The organism is bacterium, assembly GCA_023150945.1.
Lineage (GTDB): Bacteria > Zhuqueibacterota > Zhuqueibacteria > Zhuqueibacterales > Zhuqueibacteraceae > Coneutiohabitans.
In genome coordinates this window covers 353,563-375,604 of sequence record JAKLJX010000002.1, presented here as the reverse complement: position 1 = coordinate 375,604, position 22,042 = coordinate 353,563, and the positions used below count along the sequence as shown (strand labels likewise).

At 62.3% G+C, this 22,042-nt stretch carries 15 protein-coding genes; 14 read left to right on the top strand and 1 reads right to left on the bottom strand.

Annotated elements, in window-relative coordinates; all coding sequences use genetic code 11:
- Positions 1 to 219 precede the first annotated feature (219 nt).
- From L6R21_04835 to L6R21_04820, 4 genes are all read left to right on the top strand, one after another.
- Positions 220 to 1,281: a hypothetical protein gene (locus tag L6R21_04835; protein MCK6558502.1), complete on the top strand. Its 1,062-nt coding sequence runs from the start codon at positions 220 to 222 to the stop codon at positions 1,279 to 1,281.
- A gap of 50 nt (positions 1,282 to 1,331) precedes the next feature.
- Positions 1,332 to 2,579 (top strand): AmmeMemoRadiSam system protein B, encoded by a 1,248-nt coding sequence (amrB, locus tag L6R21_04830; GenBank protein MCK6558501.1) that lies wholly within the window; start codon positions 1,332 to 1,334, stop codon positions 2,577 to 2,579.
- A 99-nt stretch (positions 2,580 to 2,678) separates the two neighbouring features.
- Entirely contained in the window at positions 2,679 to 4,217 is a 1,539-nt protein-coding gene (trpE, locus tag L6R21_04825) for an anthranilate synthase component I (GenBank protein ID MCK6558500.1), read from the top strand.
- Positions 4,192 to 6,048: a bifunctional anthranilate synthase component II/anthranilate phosphoribosyltransferase gene (locus L6R21_04820; GenBank protein ID MCK6558499.1), complete on the top strand. Its 1,857-nt coding sequence runs from the start codon at positions 4,192 to 4,194 to the stop codon at positions 6,046 to 6,048. Before trpE ends, L6R21_04820 begins: the two co-directional genes overlap by 26 nt.
- Positions 6,049 to 6,785: 737 nt before the next feature.
- Here L6R21_04820 and L6R21_04815 read toward each other — a convergent pair.
- Positions 6,786 to 6,950 (bottom strand): hypothetical protein, encoded by a 165-nt coding sequence (locus L6R21_04815; GenBank protein MCK6558498.1) that lies wholly within the window; start codon positions 6,948 to 6,950, stop codon positions 6,786 to 6,788.
- 41 nt (positions 6,951 to 6,991) lie between these two features.
- Here L6R21_04815 and trpC point away from each other — a divergent pair, with 41 nt between their 5' ends.
- From trpC to L6R21_04765, 10 genes are all read left to right on the top strand, one after another.
- Positions 6,992 to 7,789, top strand: a complete 798-nt coding sequence (gene trpC, locus L6R21_04810; protein ID MCK6558497.1) for an indole-3-glycerol phosphate synthase TrpC — start codon at positions 6,992 to 6,994, stop codon at positions 7,787 to 7,789.
- On the top strand, positions 7,786 to 8,436 hold the full coding sequence (locus L6R21_04805; protein ID MCK6558496.1) for a phosphoribosylanthranilate isomerase: 651 nt from the start codon (positions 7,786 to 7,788) through the stop codon (positions 8,434 to 8,436). Before trpC ends, L6R21_04805 begins: the two co-directional genes overlap by 4 nt.
- Before the next feature lie 9 nt (positions 8,437 to 8,445).
- Positions 8,446 to 9,672, top strand: coding sequence for a tryptophan synthase subunit beta (gene trpB, locus L6R21_04800; GenBank protein MCK6558495.1), 1,227 nt, complete (start codon positions 8,446 to 8,448; stop codon positions 9,670 to 9,672).
- A gap of 10 nt (positions 9,673 to 9,682) precedes the next feature.
- Complete coding sequence (trpA, locus tag L6R21_04795; GenBank protein MCK6558494.1) at positions 9,683 to 10,498, top strand: tryptophan synthase subunit alpha; 816 nt, start codon at positions 9,683 to 9,685, stop codon at positions 10,496 to 10,498.
- Positions 10,499 to 10,755: 257 nt separating this feature from the next.
- Positions 10,756 to 11,862, top strand: coding sequence for a hypothetical protein (locus L6R21_04790; GenBank protein MCK6558493.1), 1,107 nt, complete (start codon positions 10,756 to 10,758; stop codon positions 11,860 to 11,862).
- A 32-nt stretch (positions 11,863 to 11,894) separates the two neighbouring features.
- Positions 11,895 to 12,326: a substrate-binding domain-containing protein gene (locus L6R21_04785; protein MCK6558492.1), complete on the top strand. Its 432-nt coding sequence runs from the start codon at positions 11,895 to 11,897 to the stop codon at positions 12,324 to 12,326.
- A gap of 39 nt (positions 12,327 to 12,365) precedes the next feature.
- The gene (locus L6R21_04780; GenBank protein MCK6558491.1) at positions 12,366 to 14,171 is read left to right on the top strand and encodes an ATP-binding protein; all 1,806 of its coding nucleotides are present in this window, start codon (positions 12,366 to 12,368) and stop codon (positions 14,169 to 14,171) included.
- Between the two features lie 175 nt (positions 14,172 to 14,346).
- Positions 14,347 to 15,435 (top strand): response regulator, encoded by a 1,089-nt coding sequence (locus L6R21_04775; GenBank protein ID MCK6558490.1) that lies wholly within the window; start codon positions 14,347 to 14,349, stop codon positions 15,433 to 15,435.
- Positions 15,432 to 18,854, top strand: coding sequence for a sigma 54-interacting transcriptional regulator (locus L6R21_04770; GenBank protein ID MCK6558489.1), 3,423 nt, complete (start codon positions 15,432 to 15,434; stop codon positions 18,852 to 18,854). The genes L6R21_04775 and L6R21_04770 overlap by 4 nt, the downstream gene beginning before the upstream one ends.
- Before the next feature lie 125 nt (positions 18,855 to 18,979).
- Positions 18,980 to 21,994 carry a hypothetical protein gene (locus L6R21_04765; GenBank protein ID MCK6558488.1) on the top strand — a complete coding sequence of 1,005 codons (3,015 nt, stop codon included), beginning with the start codon at positions 18,980 to 18,982 and terminating at the stop codon, positions 21,992 to 21,994.
- Positions 21,995 to 22,042 lie beyond the last annotated feature (48 nt).

Sequence of the window (22,042 nt, the reverse complement as noted above, 5' to 3'; positions counted from 1 at the left end):
TGTTTCCTCCGCAGGTCAAGAGCCGGCTGTTGAGCCTCGTTGTGGCCGAACGGCAATCCACCGCCGGCCGCGCGTGCCGGCCTGCCGATCAAGATAAAAAGATCGCGATCATTTGCCAGTGCCGGTTCCTGGCGAACAAATCGCTTGCCTGAGGCGAGCCGGGTTTCTATATTGCGCCATTTCAAAAACACGAACGCGCCATTTGCACTTGCATGAGCCATGTCCACTTTGACTGCCTATCATAGCGAGTACGGCTGCGATTTCGTCGAGCTGGCAGGTTATCGCCTGCCGGGACGCTATCGCCCGCTGGTGGAAGAATATGCCGCCGCACAAACCGCCGCGCTGATCGACCGCAGCTTTCTGGGAAAGGTGCTGGTGCGCGGCCGCGATCGTGAGGTGTTGCTGCACCGGCTCTCCACCAACGAGATGCGCGGCCTGCAACCCGGCGAGAGCCGGGTGAATCTCTTTACCAATGCCAAGGGCCGCGTGGTGGACCTGGTCGAAATGCTGGCGCAGGAAGACGGCTATCTGCTCCTGACCAGTCCCGGCCGCGGCGCGGTCATGAGCAAGTGGATCGACAAATACACTTTTCGTGAAGACGTGCAAGCCGCCGAGGTGAGCAAGGATTGGGCGGTGATTTCGCTGCTCGGCGCGCGGGCCGTCATGCAACTCGAGGAAATCTTCGGCGACCATGCTGCTCTGCCGGCCGGCCGCTTCGTGAAAGTGCAATGGCGCGATCACGAGTTGTTGTTGCATCATCCGCACGCCGCCACCCTCGCGCGTTACAATTTGATCGTCGTCGCCGCCGCCGCCCCCGCGCTCTGGCAGGAATTGCTGCGCGATTTCGTGCCGGTTGGGTTTCAGGTGCATGAGAGCTTGCGCCTCCGGCGCGGCATTCCTGCCGCGGATCATGAGATCGTCGAGAGCTACAATCCCCATGAAATCGGCCTGCTGCCGTTCATCAACTTCGAAAAAGGCTGCTATATCGGCCAGGAAGTGATCGCGCGGCTGGATTCCTATCAAAAAGTGCAGCGCCAACTCATGGGCTTGCAGTTGGCGTCCGGACCCGAGCCGGCAGCCGGCGCCGCCGTGCTGGCGGCGGCGCAGGAAATCGGCACCGTGACCAGCGTGGCGCCGGCGATAACCGGTCCGTTCGCGCTGGCGCTGGCCGTCATTCGCAAAGCCTACGCGCAACCCGGCAGCCGCGTCGAGGTGGCCGGGCCGCAAGGCGCCGTGCCCGCAGTTTTGCGGGAACTCCCCTTTGCTCCTGATTCTGACTAACCGAAGATGAGCCGATGCCCGATCCGCAGACTTCAACTCGCAAGGACGCGATGAGCGCCAAACCCAAACTTCGCTTTGTCGAAGCGCTGCCGCTGGAAGCGGAAAACGGCCAGCGCTTCGCGCTGCGCGACCCCTCCGGCCTGGCCGAGCAGATGATCGTGGTTTCGCGGGAAACACTCTTCCTGCTGCAGTTTTTTGACGGCCAGCATTCCCTGCTCGACATTCGCGCGGAATTCTATCGCCAATCCGGCACGTTTCTGCCGGAGCAGCAATTGGAAACGTTGGTGGCGCAGTTGGATCGCAGCTATTTTCTGGAGAGTGACACTTTTCGCGCCTACAAAAGCAAGCTCGAGCAACAGATGCTGGCGCTGCCCGCGCGGCCGGCGGCGCATGCCGGCGCCAGCTATCCCGCCGAAGCCGGCGAGCTGCGGCGCCAGCTCGACGGCTTCTATGCGAACGGCGCGGGTCTGCCGGCGAGCAACGGCAGTAACGGCGGGCCGTTCGTCACCGGCGCGATTGCGCCCCACATTGATCTGCGCGTCGGCGGCGCGTGTTACACCTATGCCTATCGCGCGCTGGCGGAAAGCGCGCCGGCCGAGGTCTACGTCATCCTCGGCACCGGCCACAGCGGCCTGCTCCATTGTTTCTCCTGCCTGCCGAAGGATTTCGAGACGCCGCTCGGCCTGGTGCGGCATGATGATCGCTTCATCGCCGAGTTGGCGCGCCGCCATCCCTTTGATTTGTTCAGCGAGCCGCTGCCGCATCGCAGCGAGCATACCATCGAATTTCAAGCCGTTTTTCTGCAGCACTTGTTTGGCGGCCGCCGGCCGTTTACCATCGTGCCCATCCTGTGCTCTTATGCCTACCCGATGTTGACCGATGACCGCTTCAGCCACGAACGCGAGATCGTGCATGCCTTCGTCAAAGCACTGCGCCAAACCTGCGAGCTGGAATCCCGGCGCGGCCGCCGGGTGTGCTGCCTTGCCAGCGTCGATTTCTCCCACGTCGGGCCGCGTTACGGCGACCGCAGCACGCCGGACCGCGATTTTCTGCAGAGCGTCGAGACGGCCGATCGCCAGTTGCTGCAGGCCATCGAGGCCGGTGATGCCGGCAAATTAGTGGAAGCCAACGAGCGCATTCAGGATCGCTATCGCGTGTGCGGCTTCGCGCCGCTGCATACCCTGCTGGCCAGCGGCGTGGCGCAATACGGCAAGGTTTTGAAGTATGAGCAGGGCACCGTTGACGATCGCCAATCCGTGGTGAGCTATGCCAGCGCCGCACTGTATGGCCGCGACTGATGCACCCTTGCCATTCTCCCAGTCAAACCGCGGCTGCGGCGCAACGCCGGCGCGGCGGTTTGCATTCCCGCCGCTTGGTTGCTGCCGGATGATCTTTGCATGATGCCAAACTATCCTTCGACTTTCGATGACTTCGCCCGCCACGCCCGTCACGGCAATCTCGTGCCGGTCAGCCTCGCCATGCTGGCAGATACGTTCACGCCGGTTTCCGCCTTCCTGCGGCTCAACCCGCAGCAGCGCTACGGCTTTTTGCTGGAAAGCATCTCCGGCGGCGAAAAGATGGCGCGCTATTCCTTCCTCGGGGTTGCGCCTGCTTTCATCGTGCGTTACCATCGCCCGGCCGGCGAGCCGTCCCAGCGCAGCCTCCATCTCGAGCAATTGACCGAACGCTACGCCGGATTCGCGCCGGCAAATGCCGCGCTCGATATCTTTACATTTCTGCAGTCCGCCATGCAGCGCTTGCGGCCGGTGGTGGTGCAGGGCTTGCCCCGTTTCACCGGCGGTTTCGTGGGCTTCTTTGGCTATGCTACCGTGCATGATTTGGAGCATCTGCCCGCCAGCAGCAAGCCGGCGACACCAGCAACGCCGGCCTTTCCCGACGCCGAGTTCGGTTTCTACGACACGGTGCTCGCCTTCGATCACGTGCGCCAGGAAATCCTGCTGATCACGCACGTCCTGCTTGCCGAGGGCGAGTTGAATTTGCGGCGCCGCTACGAGGAGGCGGTTGAACGGCTTGAGCATCTGCGCCAGCAGCTCAACACGCCCCTGCCGGCACCGGCCTCGGTGGCAGCGCCGCAGCACCGGCCGGAGCCGCAGGCCAATTTCACCGCCGCCGATTTCTGTGCCGCCGTAACGCGTGCCCAAGAGCACATCGCGGCGGGCGACATCTTTCAAGTGGTGTTGTCCCAGCGTTTTTCCTGCCGCCTCACGGTGCCGCCGTTTCAGCTCTATCGCGCTTTGCGGCAGAGCAATCCCTCGCCCTATCTTTTTTTTCTGCAGCATGATGAAAACACTCTGATCGGCTCCTCACCGGAGGCGTTGTTGCGGGTGGAAGCCGGCATGGCTGAGATGCGGCCGATTGCCGGCACGCGGCGCCGCGGCCTCGACGCCGAGGAAGATCAGCGTTTGGAAGAGGAACTGCGGGCAGACGCCAAGGAATGCGCCGAGCATCTCATGCTGGTCGATTTGAGCCGCAATGATCTCGGCCGCGTGTGCGAATATGCCAGCGTGCAAGTGCACGAGCTGATGGCGGTGGAACGCTACTCGCACGTCATGCATCTCGTCTCCGGCGTGCGCGGCCGGTTACAGCCGGGGTTGGAGGCGATCGCCGCGCTGCGCGCCTGCTTTCCCGCAGGCACGGTGAGCGGCGCGCCCAAGATTCGCGCCATGGAAATCATCGCGACGCTGGAGCCGGAAAGCCGCGGGCCTTATGCTGGCGCGGTGGGCTATCTCGATTTCCACGGCAACCTGGATACGTGCATCACCATTCGCACGATTTGGACGCAGGGCCGGCAGGCTTTCTTTCAGGCGGGCGCCGGCATCGTGGCTGATTCCGATCCCGGCCGCGAGTATCAAGAGACCATCGAAAAGTCCCGCGCCGTGTGGAATGCCATTGATCTGGCGGAACGGGGCTTATGAGGCGCGGCATGACGGCCGGCGCAAGCGCGGCGGAATTTGCAGCCAGGCCTTTCCCTGGCGCGGCATGGAGGCGCTCAGCATGATCGTGATGATCGACAATTTCGATTCTTTCACCTATAATCTCGTGCAATATCTCGGCGAACTGGGCGCGGCGCTGCGCGTGTTTCGCAACGATGCCATCACGCCGGCGCAAATCGCGGCGCTGCGGCCGGCGGGCATCGTGATTTCGCCCGGGCCCGGCCGGCCGGAAGAGGCCGGCGTCACGCTGGCCGTGATCGCGCAATTTGCCGGCAAGATTCCCCTGCTCGGCGTCTGCCTGGGGCATCAGGCCATCGCGGCAGCGTTGGGCGGCGCAGTGGTGCGCGCGCCCGAGCTGATGCACGGCAAGGTTTCCCGGATTCATCACGACGGCAATGGTTTGTTTGCCGGTGTGGAAAACCCCTTCAACGCCACGCGCTACCATTCGCTTTTGATTGCCGAAGAATCGCTGCCGGCCTGTCTGGAAATCACGGCGCGCAGCGAGCGCGGCTTGATCATGGGCGTGCGCCACCGCGAGTTCATCGTGGAGGGCGTGCAGTTTCATCCGGAATCGATCATGACACCCGCCGGCAAAGCCATTCTCGCGAATTTTCTGCAAATGTGCGCCCAGGGCACAGCCCAACGCGCGCCCGGGGCTTCATTCCTCCCCGCGCCGGCAAGCAGCCCGCCGCAGCCGGACCGCAGCGCGGGCGCCGAACAACAACCGGCGAATCTGCGCGCGGCGGCGCCGGCCGGCGCTGCCCCGGCGGCAACGGCTGGTGCTTCCGCCATTCAGCACGCCATCGCGCAGGTGATCGATCAAGTGGATCTCGACCGCAATCAAGCCTATGGTGTGATGAGTGAGATCATGAGCGGCGCGGCCACGCCCGCGCAGATTGCGGCGCTGCTGGTGGCGATGCGCATGAAAGGCGAGCGGCCGCAGGAAGTCGCCGGCTTTGCCCAAGCGATGCGCGACAAGGCGGCGCCGGTGCGTACGACGCGGCCCAATCCCATCGACATGTGCGGCACCGGCGGCGACGGCAAAGGCACATTCAATATTTCGACGGTGGCCTCCTTCGTGGTGGCGGGCGGCGGCATCACCGTGGCCAAACACGGCAACCGGTCGGTGTCCAGCAAAACCGGCAGCGCCGACGTGCTGGAAGCTTTGGGCATCAATGTCAATCTGACGGCAGCGCACATGAGCCGGTGTTTGGATGAAATCGGCATTGCGTTTTTGTTCGCGCCGGCTCTGCATCAAGCCACCAAGCACGCGCTCGGGCCGCGGCGGGAAGTGGCCGCGCGCACGGTGTTCAACCTGCTCGGGCCGTTGACCAATCCCGCCGGCGTGCGGCGGCAGGTGCTGGGTGTGTTCGACCGGCGCTTGCTGCGCTTGATGGCCGAAGTGCTGGCGCAGCTCGCGGCCGAGCATGCGCTGGTGGTGCATAGTGAAGACGGCCTCGATGAGGTTTCGATTCACGGCCCCACCGCCGCGATCAAAGTCGAAGCGGGACAGCTCACCCCGCAAACGTTGACGCCGGCGGACTTCGGCTTCACCCAGTTGTATTTCGAGAGTCTGCAGGGCGGCAATGCCGCGGAGAATGCCGCGATCGCCATGCGTGTGCTGCAAGGCGAACCCGGCGCAGCGCGCGACGTGGTGCTGGCCAATGCCGCTTGCGGTTTCTGGGTGGCGGGCGCGGCGGAGGATCTCCGCGCCGGCGTGGCGCTTGCGCGCCGCAGCCTCGACTCCGGCGCGGCACTGGCGAAACTCCAAGCCTTGCGCGAATTGAGCCGGCAGCTCGGGGGAGGAAGCTAGCGCGGTCGCATCTCGACAGGATTATCAGGAATTACAGGATTGATGTAATTTGCGATTGCCTGAATCGCCTGGTTGCCGTGTCATTCTTGCAGGAATTGCTCCCGGCACTGACGATAGCGCTCGCGTGAAGCGGAAGCACGGCGCTGCGACGGGCAAAATCATTTGGGCCAATATGGCATTACTCCGGATAAACGATCACGACCGCGAAGGTTTTTCTGAACCGCGAAGACGCCAAGCGCGCAAAGATAGAAAGACGCAACTACAGCGGCTTTCAATTGGGTGAGCAGGTTCGTATTCCCCGCCCCTTGTGGGCGGCTGTCAAAGCCAATAGATTCGCGGTTGCCACAATGCCCCACGAGGGGGCATATGTGTCAAGCCAAGAAATGTAAGTAGCTTTGGCTGTTGCAGAGCGCGCCGGGCGGAGTCCCGCAGGGACGCTCGAGGGTAGCCCACCAAGCTATTGGTGGGAAAGTGGGCCTCGATTTCTTTGAAAGTCCCGCAGGGACGAATGAAAAATGGGACTCCATCTCTGGTTCAATCGTCCCTAGTGGGACCAAAACTTGGAAGAGCCCCTCCAACCTGGGCTACTTTCGGATGTCCCTGCGGGACCATTTCACGATTCTGAGCTTGACACCGATGCCCGCAATGGACAAGACTGCGATTCCTCCGCACGCATTTGAAAAGCGCGCCCATGTTGAGCTTTGCGTACTTCGCATCTCGTATTTTAAAAGTGCATTTCATTCTCTCTTATTCGCCAAGAGCGCAAAGATAAAGACAGAACCAATATTGAGCTTTGCATGCTTTGCATTTTCGCGTTGAACAATTTGGTTGCGGTACAACTGCCGTGCTGCGATTTGATGGAAGAGATGGCGGCGGCTCGCCGCTGCTTTCACCAGAAACAACCGCTGCAATTCCTGACCAAGTGACCCAATCGCCTCAAATCATGCCGGAGCAATCTTTCCTCAGCCGCATCGCGGCGCACAAGCAGGCCGAAGTCCGTGCGGCGCAACAGCGCACCCCGCTTGCCGCGTTGGCGGCGGCGGCACAGGCGCAAGCCGCGCCGCGGGATTTCATGCGCGCCTTGACCACCGGTCCCAACCTCGCGCTCATCGCTGAGCTCAAGAAAGCTTCGCCCTCCGCCGGCGTGCTGCGCGCCGATTTCGACGTGACGCAACTGGCACGCAGTTATGCCGCGCATGGCGCTGCCGCGCTGTCGGTGTTGACCGACGCAACCTATTTTCAAGGCCACCTTGCCTATTTGGAACAAGCGGCCGCGGCAACCGGCCTGCCCATTTTGCGAAAAGATTTCCTCATCGATTCTTATCAGATCGTGGAAGCGCGCGCCTTTGGTGCGGACGCGGTACTGCTCATTGCCGCCCTTCTCTCCGCCGAACGGCTGCATGAGCTGCTGGCTGCCGCGGAACAATGGGGCCTGGCGGCGCTGGTCGAGGTGCATGAAGAATGCGAAATCGAATCCGCGCTCGCGGCCGGGGCCAAGATCATTGGCATCAACAATCGCGATTTGCACACGTTTGCCGTGAACCTTGCGACTGCCGAGCGGCTCGTGGCAGACGTGCCGGCCGCATGCGTACGCGTGGCAGAGTCCGGCATCTCCTCGCGCCACGAGGTCGAGCGTTTGGCAGCGGCCGGCTTCGACGCGATATTGATCGGCAGCCATCTCATGCGCCAGGCTGATCCCGGCCGCGGCCTCACCGCCTTCACCGGAGTGCCGCGGCGATGATTCCGGTCAAGCTCTGTGGCCTCACGCGGCCGGAAGATGCTTTGCTGGCCGCGGAATTGGGCGCTGCCGCGCTGGGCTTCATTTTTCACCCGCACAGCCCACGCTTCGTAGCGCGCGACACCGTTGCGGAAATCTGCCGATTGCTGCCGGCGGCGGTGGCGCGCGTCGGTGTGTTCGTCGATCCTGATCTGCAAACGGTGAAGGCGTGCGCCGCGGCCGCGGGCTTGACCCACGTGCAGCTTCACGGCCGGGAGAGCGTGGACTTTTGCCGGCAAGTGCCGCTGCCCGTGATTAAAGCCATTCGCAATCGCAGCGAGTTGGAAGCCTGCGCCGGCTTGCGGCCAGCGGGTTTTTTGATCGACAGCCAAACCGCAACGCAGCACGGCGGCACTGGCCGGCGCGCGGACTGGAGTCTCTGCGACGAGGCGCGCGCACACGCGCCGGTGATTCTGGCGGGCGGAATTTCCGCGGCCAACCTCGCCGCGGCGCTGGCGGCAGCGCGGCCGGACGCCATCGATCTTTCCAGCTCAGTGGAGAGCAGTCCCGGCTGTAAAGATCATCACAAGCTGCGCGCGTTTTTTGCGGCAGTGCAGCAGCTCTCTGCTGCGCACCAGCCGTTGTGCAATGTCTTTTCCCGGGAGGATTGATCCATCGCAATGAATTTTGCAGCCTACCCTGACGCGCAGGGCAAATTCACCGTGCCCAACACGGCACGCAGTTATGGCGGCCGCTTTGTGCCCGAAATCCTGATGCCGGCGCTCGCCGAATTGCAGCAGGCTTATGAGCAGGCGAAAGCAGATGTGGAATTCGAACGCGAGCTGGCCGCCACCCTGCAGGAATACGCGGGCCGGCCCACGCCCTTGACTCTGGCGCCACGGCTTTCTGCGCAAACCGGCGCGCAAGTCTATCTCAAGCGCGAGGATTTGACGCACACCGGCGCGCACAAGATCAACAACGCCCTCGGCCAGATTTTGCTGGCGCGGCGCATGGGCAAACGCCGAATCATCGCGGAGACCGGCGCCGGCCAGCACGGCGTGGCCACCGCCACGGTCTGCGCCCGCTATGGCCTCGCTTGCCGCATCTACATGGGCGAAACCGACATGCAGCGCCAGCGGCTGAACGTGTTCCGCATGCGGCTGCTGGGCGCCGAAGTGGTGCCGGTGACGAGCGGCAGCCGCACGCTCAAAGATGCCATCAATGAAACCATACGCGATTGGGTCACCAACGTCGCCGACACGTTCTATTTGATCGGCTCGGTGGTCGGGCCGCATCCTTATCCCATGATGGTGCGCGATTTTCAGTGCCTCATCGGACGGGAAACGCGCAGCCAGATGCGCGCACGCCTGGGCCGTTTGCCGGAGGTGATCATCGCCTGTGTCGGCGGCGGCAGCAACGCCATCGGCATGTTTCACCCGTTTTTGGAAGAGGCGGCCGTGCGCTTGATCGGCGTCGAGGCCGCGGGCGAAGGAATTGATTCGGCGCGGCACGCGGCCACGCTGGGCCGCGGCAGCGTGGGCGTGTTGCACGGCGCGATGAGTTATCTGCTGCAAGATGACGACGGCCAGGTGCAGGAGGCGCACTCCATTTCCGCGGGCCTGGATTATCCCGGCGTGGGTCCGGAGCACGCGTTTCTGCAGGAGATCGGCCGCGTTGAATATGTTGCCGCCACCGATGCCGAAGCGCTGGCCGCCTTCACCAATCTCGCGCAACTCGAGGGCATTGTGCCGGCGCTGGAAAGCGCGCATGCGCTGGCTTATCTGCCCCACCTGCGCGGCCGCCTCGAGCAGGAGGCCGCCATCGTCGTGTGTTTGTCCGGCCGCGGCGACAAAGACGTGGAAACCGTGCAGGCGGCGTTGACCGCTGCCAGCGCGCCGCACCAGTGAGGAAAAAGCGATGCTGCAGTTGCAAGAGTATTTCACCAACGGCCCGGCGCGCGAACGCAAGCTGCTCTCGCTGTTTCTAACCGCGGGATTTCCCGCGCCGGCGGACACTGCGCCGCTGTTGCAATTGTTGGATGACAACGGCGCGGATTTGATCGAACTCGGCATGCCCTTTTCCGATCCGCTCGCGGACGGGCCGACGATTCAACGCAGCTCGCAGATTGCCCTGCAAAACGGCATGACGCTCAGGAAAGTATTGCAGCTCACGGCCGAAGTCACGCCGCGGCTGCGGCCGCCGGTGATTCTGATGGGCTACTATAATCCCATTTTCAAATTCGGGCCGGAGCAATTCGTGCGTGCGGCCGCGCAAGCGGGCGCGCAAGGTCTGATCATTCCGGACTTGCCGCCGGAGGAAAGCCGGCCGTTGCAGGCCGCGGCGGTGGCGGCGGGCCTCAGCCTGATCTATTTGGTTTCGCCCAATACCTCGCCTGACCGGCTGCAGCTCGTGGAAGAATTGACCACGAGCTTCGTCTACGCCGTTTCGATCACCGGCGTCACCGGCGCGCGCAGCGCAGTGGCGGCCGCGACGGTGGAATTTCTGCAGCGGCTCAGGCGTGCGCTGCGGCATCCGGTGCTGGTCGGATTCGGCGTTGCCAACGCGGCGGATGCGCGCCTGCTGGCGTCTTACTGTGACGGTGTGATCGTCGGCAGTGCCCTGCTCAATGAGATCGAAAAATACGGATGGCAGCCTGCCGGCCGGCAGAAAATCGCCGCGTTTGTGCAGTCACTGCGCGACGGCCTCGACATTGCACAACCGCCGGCCGTTTGACCGGCATTGCTGCGCCGCCTGCACCATTTCCTGCCGCGCGGCCCGGGTGCTGTTACCTCACAGTCGTGTAAATGGCAGCAAGTGGGTTCAAGTCCCCACGAGTTCCATGCGGGATGACAGGGAGGTGGAGGTGCCACTCAAAGGTAACAGCAGACAAGTTTGCCCGCCTGCCTTGACTTTCCTGAAAAACTTGAATAGTTTTTGCCACTCGCGTCACACTGCACTCACCACCTGGTTCAGGGAGAGGATGGGATACTATGATGCGCATGACATTGCCGGTGCTTGCCCTGTCGTTGCTGTGCGGCCTCGCCCGGTTGCACGCCCAGACGGCGGAGCGGGAGCTCAACATCTTCGGCTACTTTCAGGCTTCGCTCGGCCACAACAAAGTGGTGGCCAGGCCGGTTGAGGCCAACTCGTTCAACCTGCAGCAGCTCAATCTGTTTCTGCAGCGCGATCTCACCACCAACTGGAGGGCTTTCGTCAACGTCGAGTTCGTGAATACCTACTCCTCCTTCCGCAATTGGGGTGTGCTCAGCCTGGAAGAGGCGTGGGTGAGCTATCATGCCAGCCGGCAGTTCAAGGTGAAGCTGGGATTGCAGGTGCCGACTTTCAACAATCTCAATGAGATCAAGAACCGCACCCCGCTGCTGCCTTACATCATCCGGCCGCTGATTTATGAAGCCTCGCTCAACGAAGTGATTGCGCTGAGTGAATTTCTGCCGACGCGCGCGTTCGTACAGGCTTATGGCTTCATCCCCTGGCGCAATTGGAAACTTGACCACGCCGTTTTTGTGGGCGACAGCCCGAACATCAACCAGGACCCGCGCTACGGGCAAACCGGAGTGGACACCACGAAGTCTTTTCTGGTGGGTGGCCGTCTCGGCTTCCGGTCCAACGTGATCAAACTGGGCGTTTCCGCCAGTTTTGATGAATTGGACCTGCAGAAGGCGGAGCTGCCGCCCGGCATCAGTCAGGATGAGACCGAGAGCGTCTCGCGCATTCGCTTGGGCGGTGACTTGTGCCTCACCCTCGGCAAATTCATGTGGGAGTCGGAATTCGTGCGGGTGAGCTATGACGATGACAATCCGATTCTGGATTTGAGCAGGAATTTCTATTACGGCACGGCGGGCTACCAGCTTTCCGAGCGGCTCTACGCCTACCTGGGCTATTGGATCACGCAGGAGAAGGCCCTGCCGGTGGCGGATCGCGAACTCACGGTTCCGACCGTGGGCGTGGCCTACGATTTTCGCGAGGGGGTTTGGCTGAAGGCGCAGTATGCCCGCGTGCGGTTCGATGCCACCAAGCCGGAGCCGGTGAAAGACCTCGCGGACTACTACTACCTCGCGGTCTCAGTGGTCTTTTGAGTTGACGGTGCTTGACGGCAAGGGTGATCCCAATGAAGAACGCAGTTATCGTGATCGGGTTGTGGCTGCTGGCGAGTGCGGGCGGGGCGGGCGCCCAAATCGTGGTCATCGTTCACAAGGAGGCGCCGGCGGATTCGCTGTCGCACGCCCAGCTTCTCGATTTCTATTCGGGCGAAGTGAAGAAGTGGAGCGACAAGACGCCGGTGGTGATATTCGATCTGAAGCCGCAGTCGGACGTGAAGGAGTTGTTCTACAGATTTCTGGGCAAAAGCCCTTCGCGCATGAAGTCGATTTGGCTGAAGAAACTGCTGATGGGTGAGGGCGAGCCGCCGCAGGCGCTGGCCTCGGAGGAGGAGATGGTGCGCAAGGTGGCGGCCACGCGCGGCGCGATCGGCTTCATCAGCAAGGCCAAAATCCAGGCAGGCGTGAAGGCCGTTCTCACCATTGCCGGCGCAGAGCCTTGAGCCGGCGGGCACGAACATTCGACGAGCCGCGAATTTCACATGAAACTGCGTGATCTCAAATTGGGCTACAAACAGGCCCTGGGCTTCGGCGTCATTTTGGCGATCATGGCGGGCGTGAACATTTTCGCCATCAACAAGATGGCGGCGATCAAAGCCGAGATCGACGAAGTGACTTCCAATCGCCTGCCCGCCGCGCTGGCCATCTCCGATCTCAGTCTCAATTCGGCGGAACTGCGCATCAGCCAGTTGCAGCATGCCTTCACCACCAATCTGGCGCTGCAGCAGAGGCAGAAGGAAATGATGATCGCGTTGATCGACCAGATCAACGCCAACATCGATACCTACGTCCAGCTCAAAGCCGAATCCGAAGCGCTGAGCTATTATTCCCCCGAGCAGGACAGCCTCTACCGCGCCTTCGATCGCAAATGGGAACTCTACCAGGACCTGAGCTTCGCTTTCTTCGAATTTCTGGACAAACGCCGCATGCGGGAGGCAGTCGATTTGTTGAACGGCGCGGCGCAACAGGTGTTCGATGATTTCAGCGCGGATTTGGAGGCGCTGGTCGAGGCCAACCGCCGCGACGCCTATGCCGCCGCCCGGCGCGCGGATTTGACCTACTCCTCCACCCGCGCGATTACGCGCACGCTGCTGATCATCACCGTGCTGGTCTCCGCTTTCATCGCCGCCGGCCTGGCACGCTTGATCGCCGTGCCGGTGCGCCATCTCGTGACCGCGGCGCGCAGCGTGGCGCAGGGCAATCTCGACGTGCAATTGGATCGCCCCGGCCAGGATGAAATCGGCAACCTCTCCCAATCCTTCAACACCATGACCCGCGCGCTGCGGGAAGCGCGCGAAAAAATGCAGGGACAGGCCGACCGATTGCAGGAACAGCAGGCCGAACTGCAGGCCACCAACCGCGAGCTGGAGGAGAAGTCCAGCCGTCTGGCGCGGCAGAACGCCGAAATTGAGCACAAGAACCGTGAGCTGGAGCGCACCATGCACCAACTGCAGAAGGCGCAACAGCAGCTCGTGCAATCCGAGCGGATGGCTTCGCTCGGCCAGCTCACCGCCGGCATCGCCCATGAGATCAACAATCCCATCAACTTCGTCTCTTCCAACATCAATCCGTTGCGGCGCGACGTGGGTGATTTGCTCACGCTGTTGACGGAATACGAGGCCACGGTCAAGGCAAATCAGTTGGAAGATCGATTCCGCCGCCTCGAACAGTTGAAGCAGGAGCTGGAGTTTTCTTTTTTGCAGGAGGAGATCAACAGTCTGCTCAATGGCATTCAAGAGGGGGCGCAGCGCACCACGGAAATCGTGAAGGGGTTGCGCAATTTCACCCGGTTGGATGAAGATGAACGCAAGCTGGCCGACGTCAACAAATGCCTGGAATCGGCTTTGCTCATGCTGAAACATCAGCTCAAAAATCGCGTCGAAGTCGTCAAGGATTTCGGCCAACTGCCCGAGATTCCCTGCTTCCCCGGCAAACTCAATCAAGCATTCATGAACCTGCTCGCCAATGCCAGCCAGGCCATCGTGGGCACCGGCAGGATTTACATCAAAACCGCTTTTGACGGCGAGATCGTGACGGTGTCGATTCGCGACACCGGCCAGGGCATGAGCGAAGAAGTGAAGCGCCGCATTTTCGAGCCGTTCTTCACCACCAAGGATGTCGGCGAGGGCACCGGCCTGGGCTTGGCGATCACCTACGGCATTGTCGAAGACCACGACGGTAACATCGAGGTCTACAGCACCCCCGGCGAGGGCAGCGAGTTTGTCATCACTTTGCCGGCCAGGCCCTCCGCCACCGCGGCGGCCAGGCCGGCGCGCAAGTCACTATAGCACCGGCAGCCGGCTGCGTTGCCGGCGGCGTTCTCTGCGATCTCCGGTACCGGCAGGCTGCAAACAAATCTCCGGCGGGCCGCGCAGACGCCGGTTTTTTCCGGGAGTGTTCGCCTCTTGAGGGCGGCACCTCCCGGTCGGTTGGTACCGATTGTTTCAGCACGGGACGAATGGCATGGAAAAGAAAAATTTCACCATACTGTACGTTGATGATGAAGAGCACAATCTCATCTCGTTCAAAGCGGTTTTTCGGCGGGAGTATGAAATCTTCACCGCGCTGAGCGGAGAGGAGGGCCTGGAGATCATTCGCCGCCACAATATCGATCTCATCATCACCGACCAGCGCATGCCGCGCATGACCGGCATCCAGTTTCTCGAGCGCGTTTTGCCGGAATATCCCGACACCATCCGCATGATCCTCACCGGCTTCAGCGACGTCGAGGCCATCATCGGCGCGATCAACACCGGCCGGGTTTTTCGCTACATCACCAAGCCGTGGGACGAGAACGACCTGCGCATGACGATCGAAAACGCGCGCCAATTGTCGGAGCTGATGAGGAACAACCGGGCGCTGCTGGCGCGGCTGCAGGAAACCGTCGAGGTGCAGGAAAAGACGCTGCGCTTGTTTCGCAAATACGTGCCCGAGGTGGTGGTGGAAAAGACGCTGAAATCTTCGGAGGAGTCGATATTTGCGGGCGAATTGAAGACCATCGCGATTCTGTTTTGCGACATCCGCGGCTTCACGCCGATGAGCGAACAACTCTCCCCCAAGGAAGTCGTGTCGTTTCTCAATGACTACTACTCGATCATGTCCGAGGCCGTCAAGCGCCACAACGGCACGGTGATTCAATACGTCGGCGACGAAATCTTTGCCGCCTTCGGCGCGCCGGTCGCCATTCCCGACATGGAAAAGAGCGCGGTGTTCTGCGCCATCGAAATGATGCGGCGGCTGGAGCTGCTCAATCAAAAATACCGCGATCGCCTCGGCCGCAACACGCCGATCGGCATCGGCATCAACTACGGCGAAGTGATCGCCGGCAATCTCGGCTCGGAGCACAAGATCGACTACGCCCTGACCGGCGACACGGTCAACACCGGCAAGCGCATCGAGACGATCACCAAGGATTATCCCAATTCCATTCTCATCAGCGAGCCGGTGTATCAGAAGGTGAAAGACGTGGTACAAGCGCGTGAGTTCGAACCACTCACCGTGAAAGGAAAAAAAGACCCCATTCGCGTCTATCAAATCGTTTTGCACTCATGAGCCAGGCGACCAAAGCCCGCCCCGCCCAATCCCGCCGCCCGTTTCCACGCCTGCCTGCGCTGCGCCAGGACGCAGACTTGCTCGAGCTGTTCTTCGCGCAATCGCTCGACGGCTTCTTCTTCATGATGTTGGATGAACCGGTGCGCTGGGACGACACCGTGAACAAGGAAGAAGTGCTCGATTATGTCTTCGCCCACCAGCGCATGACCAAGGTCAACGAGGCGATGCTGGCGCAATACGGCGCAGCCGAAGCGCAGTTTCTCGGCCTGACCCCCAATGATTTCTATGCGCACGATCTCCCCTACGGCCGCCGGATCTGGCGCGCGTTCTTCGATGCCGGCCACCTGCACCTCGAAACCGATGAACGCCGCCTGGATGGCACGCCGATTTGGATCGAAGGCGATTACCTGTGCTTCTATGATCAGGACGGCCGCATCACCGGCCATTTCGGCATCCAGCGTGACATCACCGCGCGCAAGCGCGCCGAAGAAGCGCTGCGCCAGGCCAACCGGCGGCTGAAGACGCTGCAGGAAATCGACCACGCCATTCTCGCGGCGCACTCGCCGCAGGAAATCGCGGCCGCCGCCATGCGCCACATGCACGATTTGATTCCGTGCGTGCGCGCCAGCGTGGCGGTGTTCGATCAATCGGCGGGCGAGGCCACCTTGATCGCCATTCGCACCACGGCGCCGACGCAAATGGGCGTGGGCACCCGCCTGCCGCTGGCCGCGTTCGGCGATATTGCGGCGTTGGCCGCCGGCCGGCCGCGAGTCGTGAGGGACGTCAATGAAGTCGCGCCGGATCCCGGCGGCCTCGGCGTGCGCCACGAGGGCGTGCGTTCCTACCTCAATGTGCCGCTGCTGGCGCAGGGCGAGCTGATCGGCGTTTTGAACGTGGGCGTGGACCAACCGCATGCCTTGCAGGCCGAGCACGTCGAAATCGCGCAGGAGGTGGCGACCAACCTGGCCGTGGCGCTGAGCCAGGCGCGGCTGCTTGAGCACATCGCGCGCCATGCCGCCGAGCTGGAAGCACGGGTGGCCGAGCGCACCGCGGAATTGTCGGCCTTGAACGCCAGCTTGCAGCAGGAGATCGAAAACCGCAAGCGGGCGGAAGTGATGCTGCGGAAAAACGAGGAGCGCTACCGCATCCTGTACCATCAGACGCCGATCATGCTGCACTCGCTCGACAAGCATGCGCGGCTGGTGAGCGTCAATCAACACTGGCTCAACGTCATGGGCTACACCCGGGAGGAAGTGCTGGGCCGGCCGGTGGCGGAATTTCAGACCGAGCAATCGGCACGCTTCGCCATCGACTATCATTTCCGTGAACAGTTTCTGCAGACCGGCAAGGCCGAGAATCTCGAGCTGCAATTCCTCAAGAAGGACGGCGGGCTGATCGAGGTGCTGCTCTCCGCGGAGGGCACTTTCGACGAGCAGGGCGAGCTGATCTTCACGCAATCCTTTCTGGTCGACATCACCGCGCGCAAACAAGCCGAACGGGCGTTGCACGAGCGTCTGGCGATCGAGAAGATGATCGGCGACATTTCCACCCATTTCATCAATCTCGATGAGGCGGAGATCGAGGCGGGCATCGACTATGCGCTGCGCCGGCTCGGCGAATTCGAAGGCGTGGACCGCAGCTATCTGTTCCTTTTGTTCGAAGAAGGCCGGCGCGCGCGCAACACGCATGAGTGGTGCGCTCCCGGCGTGTCCCCGCAGATTCACCACCTGCAGAATCTCGCGTTCGACCAGTTGCCGTGGGTGGCGCGCCGGATCCTCAGTCGCGAGACGCTGTTCGTGCCGCGCGTGGCTTCGCTGCCCGTCGCAGCCGAGGCGGAAAAACTGCATTGGCAGGAGCAGGGCATTCAATCGTTGCTCAACGTGCCGCTGGTGCTGGGCGGCAAGGTGATGGGCTTCCTGGGCTTCGATTCGGTGCGCACGGAAAAGGCCTGGGCGGAGGAGGACGTTCGCCGGTTGAGCATCGTCAGTGAGATCATCGCGAATTCGCTGCATCGCCGGGCGGCGGCGGCGGCGTTGCGCGCCAGTGAAGCGCGGGTGATGCGCATTTTTGAATCCGCCATGGATGCCATCATCACCATCGACAGCCGGATGCAGGTGGTGATGTGCAATGAGGCGGCGGAGAAGGTTTTTCGCTGCCAATCCGCGGAGATGAAGGGACAGCGCCTGGAGGGCTTTCTGTCCGAGGGGTTTCTGGCGCTGCTGCACAACTACATGCAGGCGCCCGCCTCGGCGCGGCCGCAAAAATATCTCTGGGCGCCGGCGGGGTTGACCGCGCTGCGCCAAGACGGCGAGGCCTTTCCGGTGGAGGCCACGATTTCGCGGGTGGAGGGCGGCCAGCAGGATCTCTTCACCATCATCCTGCGCGACATCAACGAACGCAAACAGGCGGAAGAAGCGCTGGCGCAACTGCAGAATCAAAATCTCTACCTGCGCGAGGAACAGCAGCGCCGTGAATACAATTTCGGCGACATTATCGGCGGTTCGCCGGCCATGCGCCAGGTTTATCAAAGCATCGAAATGGTGGCGGCGACCGGCACCACGGTGATGTTGCTGGGCGAAACCGGCACCGGCAAGGAACTGATTGCGCGCGCAATTCATCAGCGCAGCAGCCGCAAGGAGCAATTCATGGTTACCGTCAATTGCGGCGCGCTGCCGGCCGGGCTGGTGGAGAGCGAGCTGTTCGGCCATGAAAAAGGCGCGTTTACCGGCGCCACGGCGCAGAAAAAAGGCCGCTTCGAACTGGCCCACAAGAGCACGCTCTTTCTCGATGAAATCGGCGAGCTGCCGCTCGAAACCCAGGTCAAGCTGCTGCGCGTGCTGCAGGAGCAAACGTTCGAACGCGTCGGCGGCACCCAAACCTTGCAGGTGAACGTGCGCGTGATCGCCGCCACCAACCGCGATTTGCAGGAAGAAGTGCAGCGCGGCGCCTTTCGCGCGGATTTGTTTTATCGGCTCAACATCTTTCCCATTCCCATTCCGCCGTTGCGCGAGCGCCGCGATGACATTCCCCTGCTGGCGGATTATTTCCTGCAACAGTTCGCGCGCCGCTTGAGCAAGCGCATTGCCGGCCTCAGCCCGGCGGCGGCGGAGCGGCTCAGTCGTTATGACTGGCCCGGCAACGTGCGCGAGTTGGCCAATATCATCGAACGCGCAGTGATTCTCTGCCAGGGGAGAGTGCTGCAGGAGGAACACCTCGGCCTGGCCGGGCCGGCGCGCGCCGGCGGGGAAAATTTCGCCACGCTGGAGGAAGCGGAGCGCCGCCACATTCTGCAGGCCCTGGAGAAATCCGGCGGCGTGCTTGCCGGCCCGAAAGGCGCGGCGCAACTGCTCGGCATCAACCGCTCCACGCTGTGGTCGCGCATGCGCAAGCTGGGCATCAACACCAGCCGCTCGGAGTGAGGCTGCCGCGGCGCGTGCGCGGCCGGAGGGCGCAACGCTTCTCCGCCCGGCTGACGGCAATGCTCCGGAAGATCGCCTGTGCTGCCACACCGTTGCAACAATACCTGTTCCCTGTGAAAAACAAGATGCGAATTCTGCCACGCCTCTCGGCCGCGGTTTTGGTGTTCCTGCTCGGGCACGCCGCGCGGCTGCATCCCCAAATCTTGCCGTTTCAACTTTATTCTCTGAAGAACGGCTTGTCCTCGGTTTGGATCACCTCGATTCTCCAAGATTCGCGCGGTTATCTGTGGGTAACCAGCGATGAAGGCGTGTCGGTGTATGACGGCGTCCGCTTCCGCAACTACACCGTGGGTGACGGCCTGCCGGTCAGCCACGTTTGGTCGATCCATGAAAGCCGCCGCGCGCCCGGCACCATGTGGATCGGCACGCATGGCGCCGGCGTGGTGAAAATGCAGAACGGCAAATTCACCAGCCGCCGGTTGGGGGCGCGCCCCGGCGCCAATACCGTCAGCACGATGTATGAAGATGAGCGCGGCATCTTGTGGTGCGGCACCAACAACGGCGTCTATCAAGTGCTCGCGGACAGCGTCCGGCCCTTCCTGGCGGACAGCTCGCAAGGCTGGGTGCCGTTCATTGCGCCAACCAGGGACGGACTGATTTGGATCAGCACGATGCGCGGTTTGTTCCGTTACCAACCCCAAACTGGTGCAACGCAGCCGCTCGATCTGCATCTCGGCGCGGAGATTCCGGTGTGTCTGGTGGAAGAGGAAGCCGGCGATCTCTGGCTGGCGACGCACCGCGGCCTGGTCTGTCGCGTGCGCGGTGATCGCGTGATCGCCAAGCGGCAACTGCCCGTCGCGGAAGTGAACGGCATGCTCGCTGACGGCGAGGGAGGGCTGTGGATCACTTCGTCCTCGGGAATCGTTCGGCTCGCGCGGGAGGATTTTGCAACGGGCGCACTCACGCATTATTCGGTGGCCAACGGGCTGCCGGAGATTACGGTGATTGCCTGCCTGCGCGATCGCGAAAACAATCTGTGGTTTGGCGGCCGCACCCGTGGCCTGTTCAAACTGGCCGAGCGCCATTATTTCACTTTTCCGTTTGAGAATTTGCGCGCCGACGTGATGAACCGCGCCGCCGTGGTCGACCGCCGCGGCCGCCTCTTCCTGCTCACGCCCGAGGGTGTGTGGGAAATCTGGCAGCCGCATCTCGGCAACTGGCAAACGGTCTTGCACCGCGTTGATCGCGCCAATCTCACCGGCCGGTTGTGGCAGGCGGATTTTGGCGCTGACAGCACGCTGTGGATCGGCTACAATGACGGCGGCCTCTGCGGTTATGCGATTCACGCCAATGGCAATCAGCCCTCCCGGTTGCAGCGCACGCACGTGTTGCGGCCGGGCCGCGAGCTGCCGGCCGGCTTTCCCATCGCTTTTCACATCGACCACGAAAACCAGCTTTGGTGCAGCCTGCGCGGCACCGGCCTCGCGCATGTCGATCTGCGCGGGCCGGTGCGCCGCGGTTTCTATTCCATCGAAAAAGGCCTGCCCGAAGGCACGATTCGTGCGATCTGGCGCGACCGGCACGACCGTCTGTGGCTCGGCGGTTTCGGCAACGGCATTACCATCTACCGCGTCGAACAGGACACGCTGCGGTTCGAGCGCAAGCTCACCAAGACGGAAGGCCTGCCCGATGACGGCATTCGCATGATTGCCGAACACAGCAACGGTGAAATCTGGATCGCCACGCGCATGGGCGGCGCCGGCATTTACCGGGACGGGCAAATCCAAATTCTCTCCACCCGCGAGGGTTTGCTGAGCAATGCCGTCTGGGGCTTCGCGGAGGACGAAGAAGGCCGCATGTGGCTGGCCACCTCGCTGGGCATGCAGTACTACACGCCCGCGCCGCAACGGACGCTGCACACGCCGCAGCCGCTGTCCGGCCAGTATTTCGGTTCGATCGGCGTGGCGCCGGGCGGCATGATTTGGGGCGTGAGCTACAATGAACTGGTCGTCTACCAAAACCGCGACCGTCACGCCACGAGTGCCCCGCCGTTGATCTATCTCACCAACCTGCGCGTCAACGGCAAGAATCAAACACCGGCCCCGGAGCTGGAGTTTTCCCACGACCAAAACCTTTGCACGATCGAATTCAACGGCATCAGTTTCAAAGACGAGGCCGCGGTGCGCTATCGCTACCGTCTGCGCGGCTTGCACGAGAATTGGCAGGAACCGACGGATCAACGCGTCGTGACGTTTGCCTCTTTGCGACCGGGCGCCTACACCTTCGAAGTCATGGCGCTCAATGCCGAGGGCGTGGCCAGCGCCCAACCCGCCAGCCTGACTTTTACGATTCAACCGCCGTTCTGGCAACGCTGGTGGTTTCTCACCTTCTGTGCGGTGCTGCTCGCCAGCATTCTGTATGCCGTTCACGTCGTGCGTCTCGACCGGCTGCTGGCGATCGAGAAGATCCGCTCGCGCATTGCGCTCGATTTGCATGATGACATCGGCGCGGGCTTGACGCATATCGGCCTGCTCTCGCAAGTGGCGCTGCACAAGAAAAGCGTACAGCGGTTCCTGGCACAGGAGGCGAGGGAGGGCAATGCGGCGGCCGCGCCGGAAGCGGAGCTGCAAGCCGCGGCCCTGCAAGAGTTGGCCGGTTCGCTGACGCGCGTCGGCGAAGTGGCGCGCGAGCTGTCGGCAGCGATGAGCGACGTGGTGTGGTCGATCAATCCCAAGCATGATTCCGTGGAAGCGTTGCAGCGCCGCCTCAAGGCGTTTGCGGGCGAAGTCTGCAGCGCCCGGAACATCGCCCTGCAATTCGAAGTCACGCGGCAGCTTGCCGGGTCCAAGCTGCATGCCGAGGTGCGGCGCAATCTCCTGCTCATTGCCAAAGAAGCATTGCACAACACGACGAAATACTCCGGCAGCCCGAGTGTGTCAGTGAAGATCGGCGCCAACGGCAATCAGCTCGTGGTGGAGATTGCGGATCAGGGGCGAGGATTTGATCCGGCGCTCGCGCGCGAGGGCAACGGCCTGCACAGCATGCGCAGCCGCGCCGAAAAACTGGGCGGCACTTGTGAAATCCTGACCGCGCCCGGCCAAGGCACGCGCATTGTTGCCCAAGTGCCCTATCGCAATTGAAGGCTTTCCCCCCCACGACGCCGGCTGACGCGCCCGCCATTTTCCTGC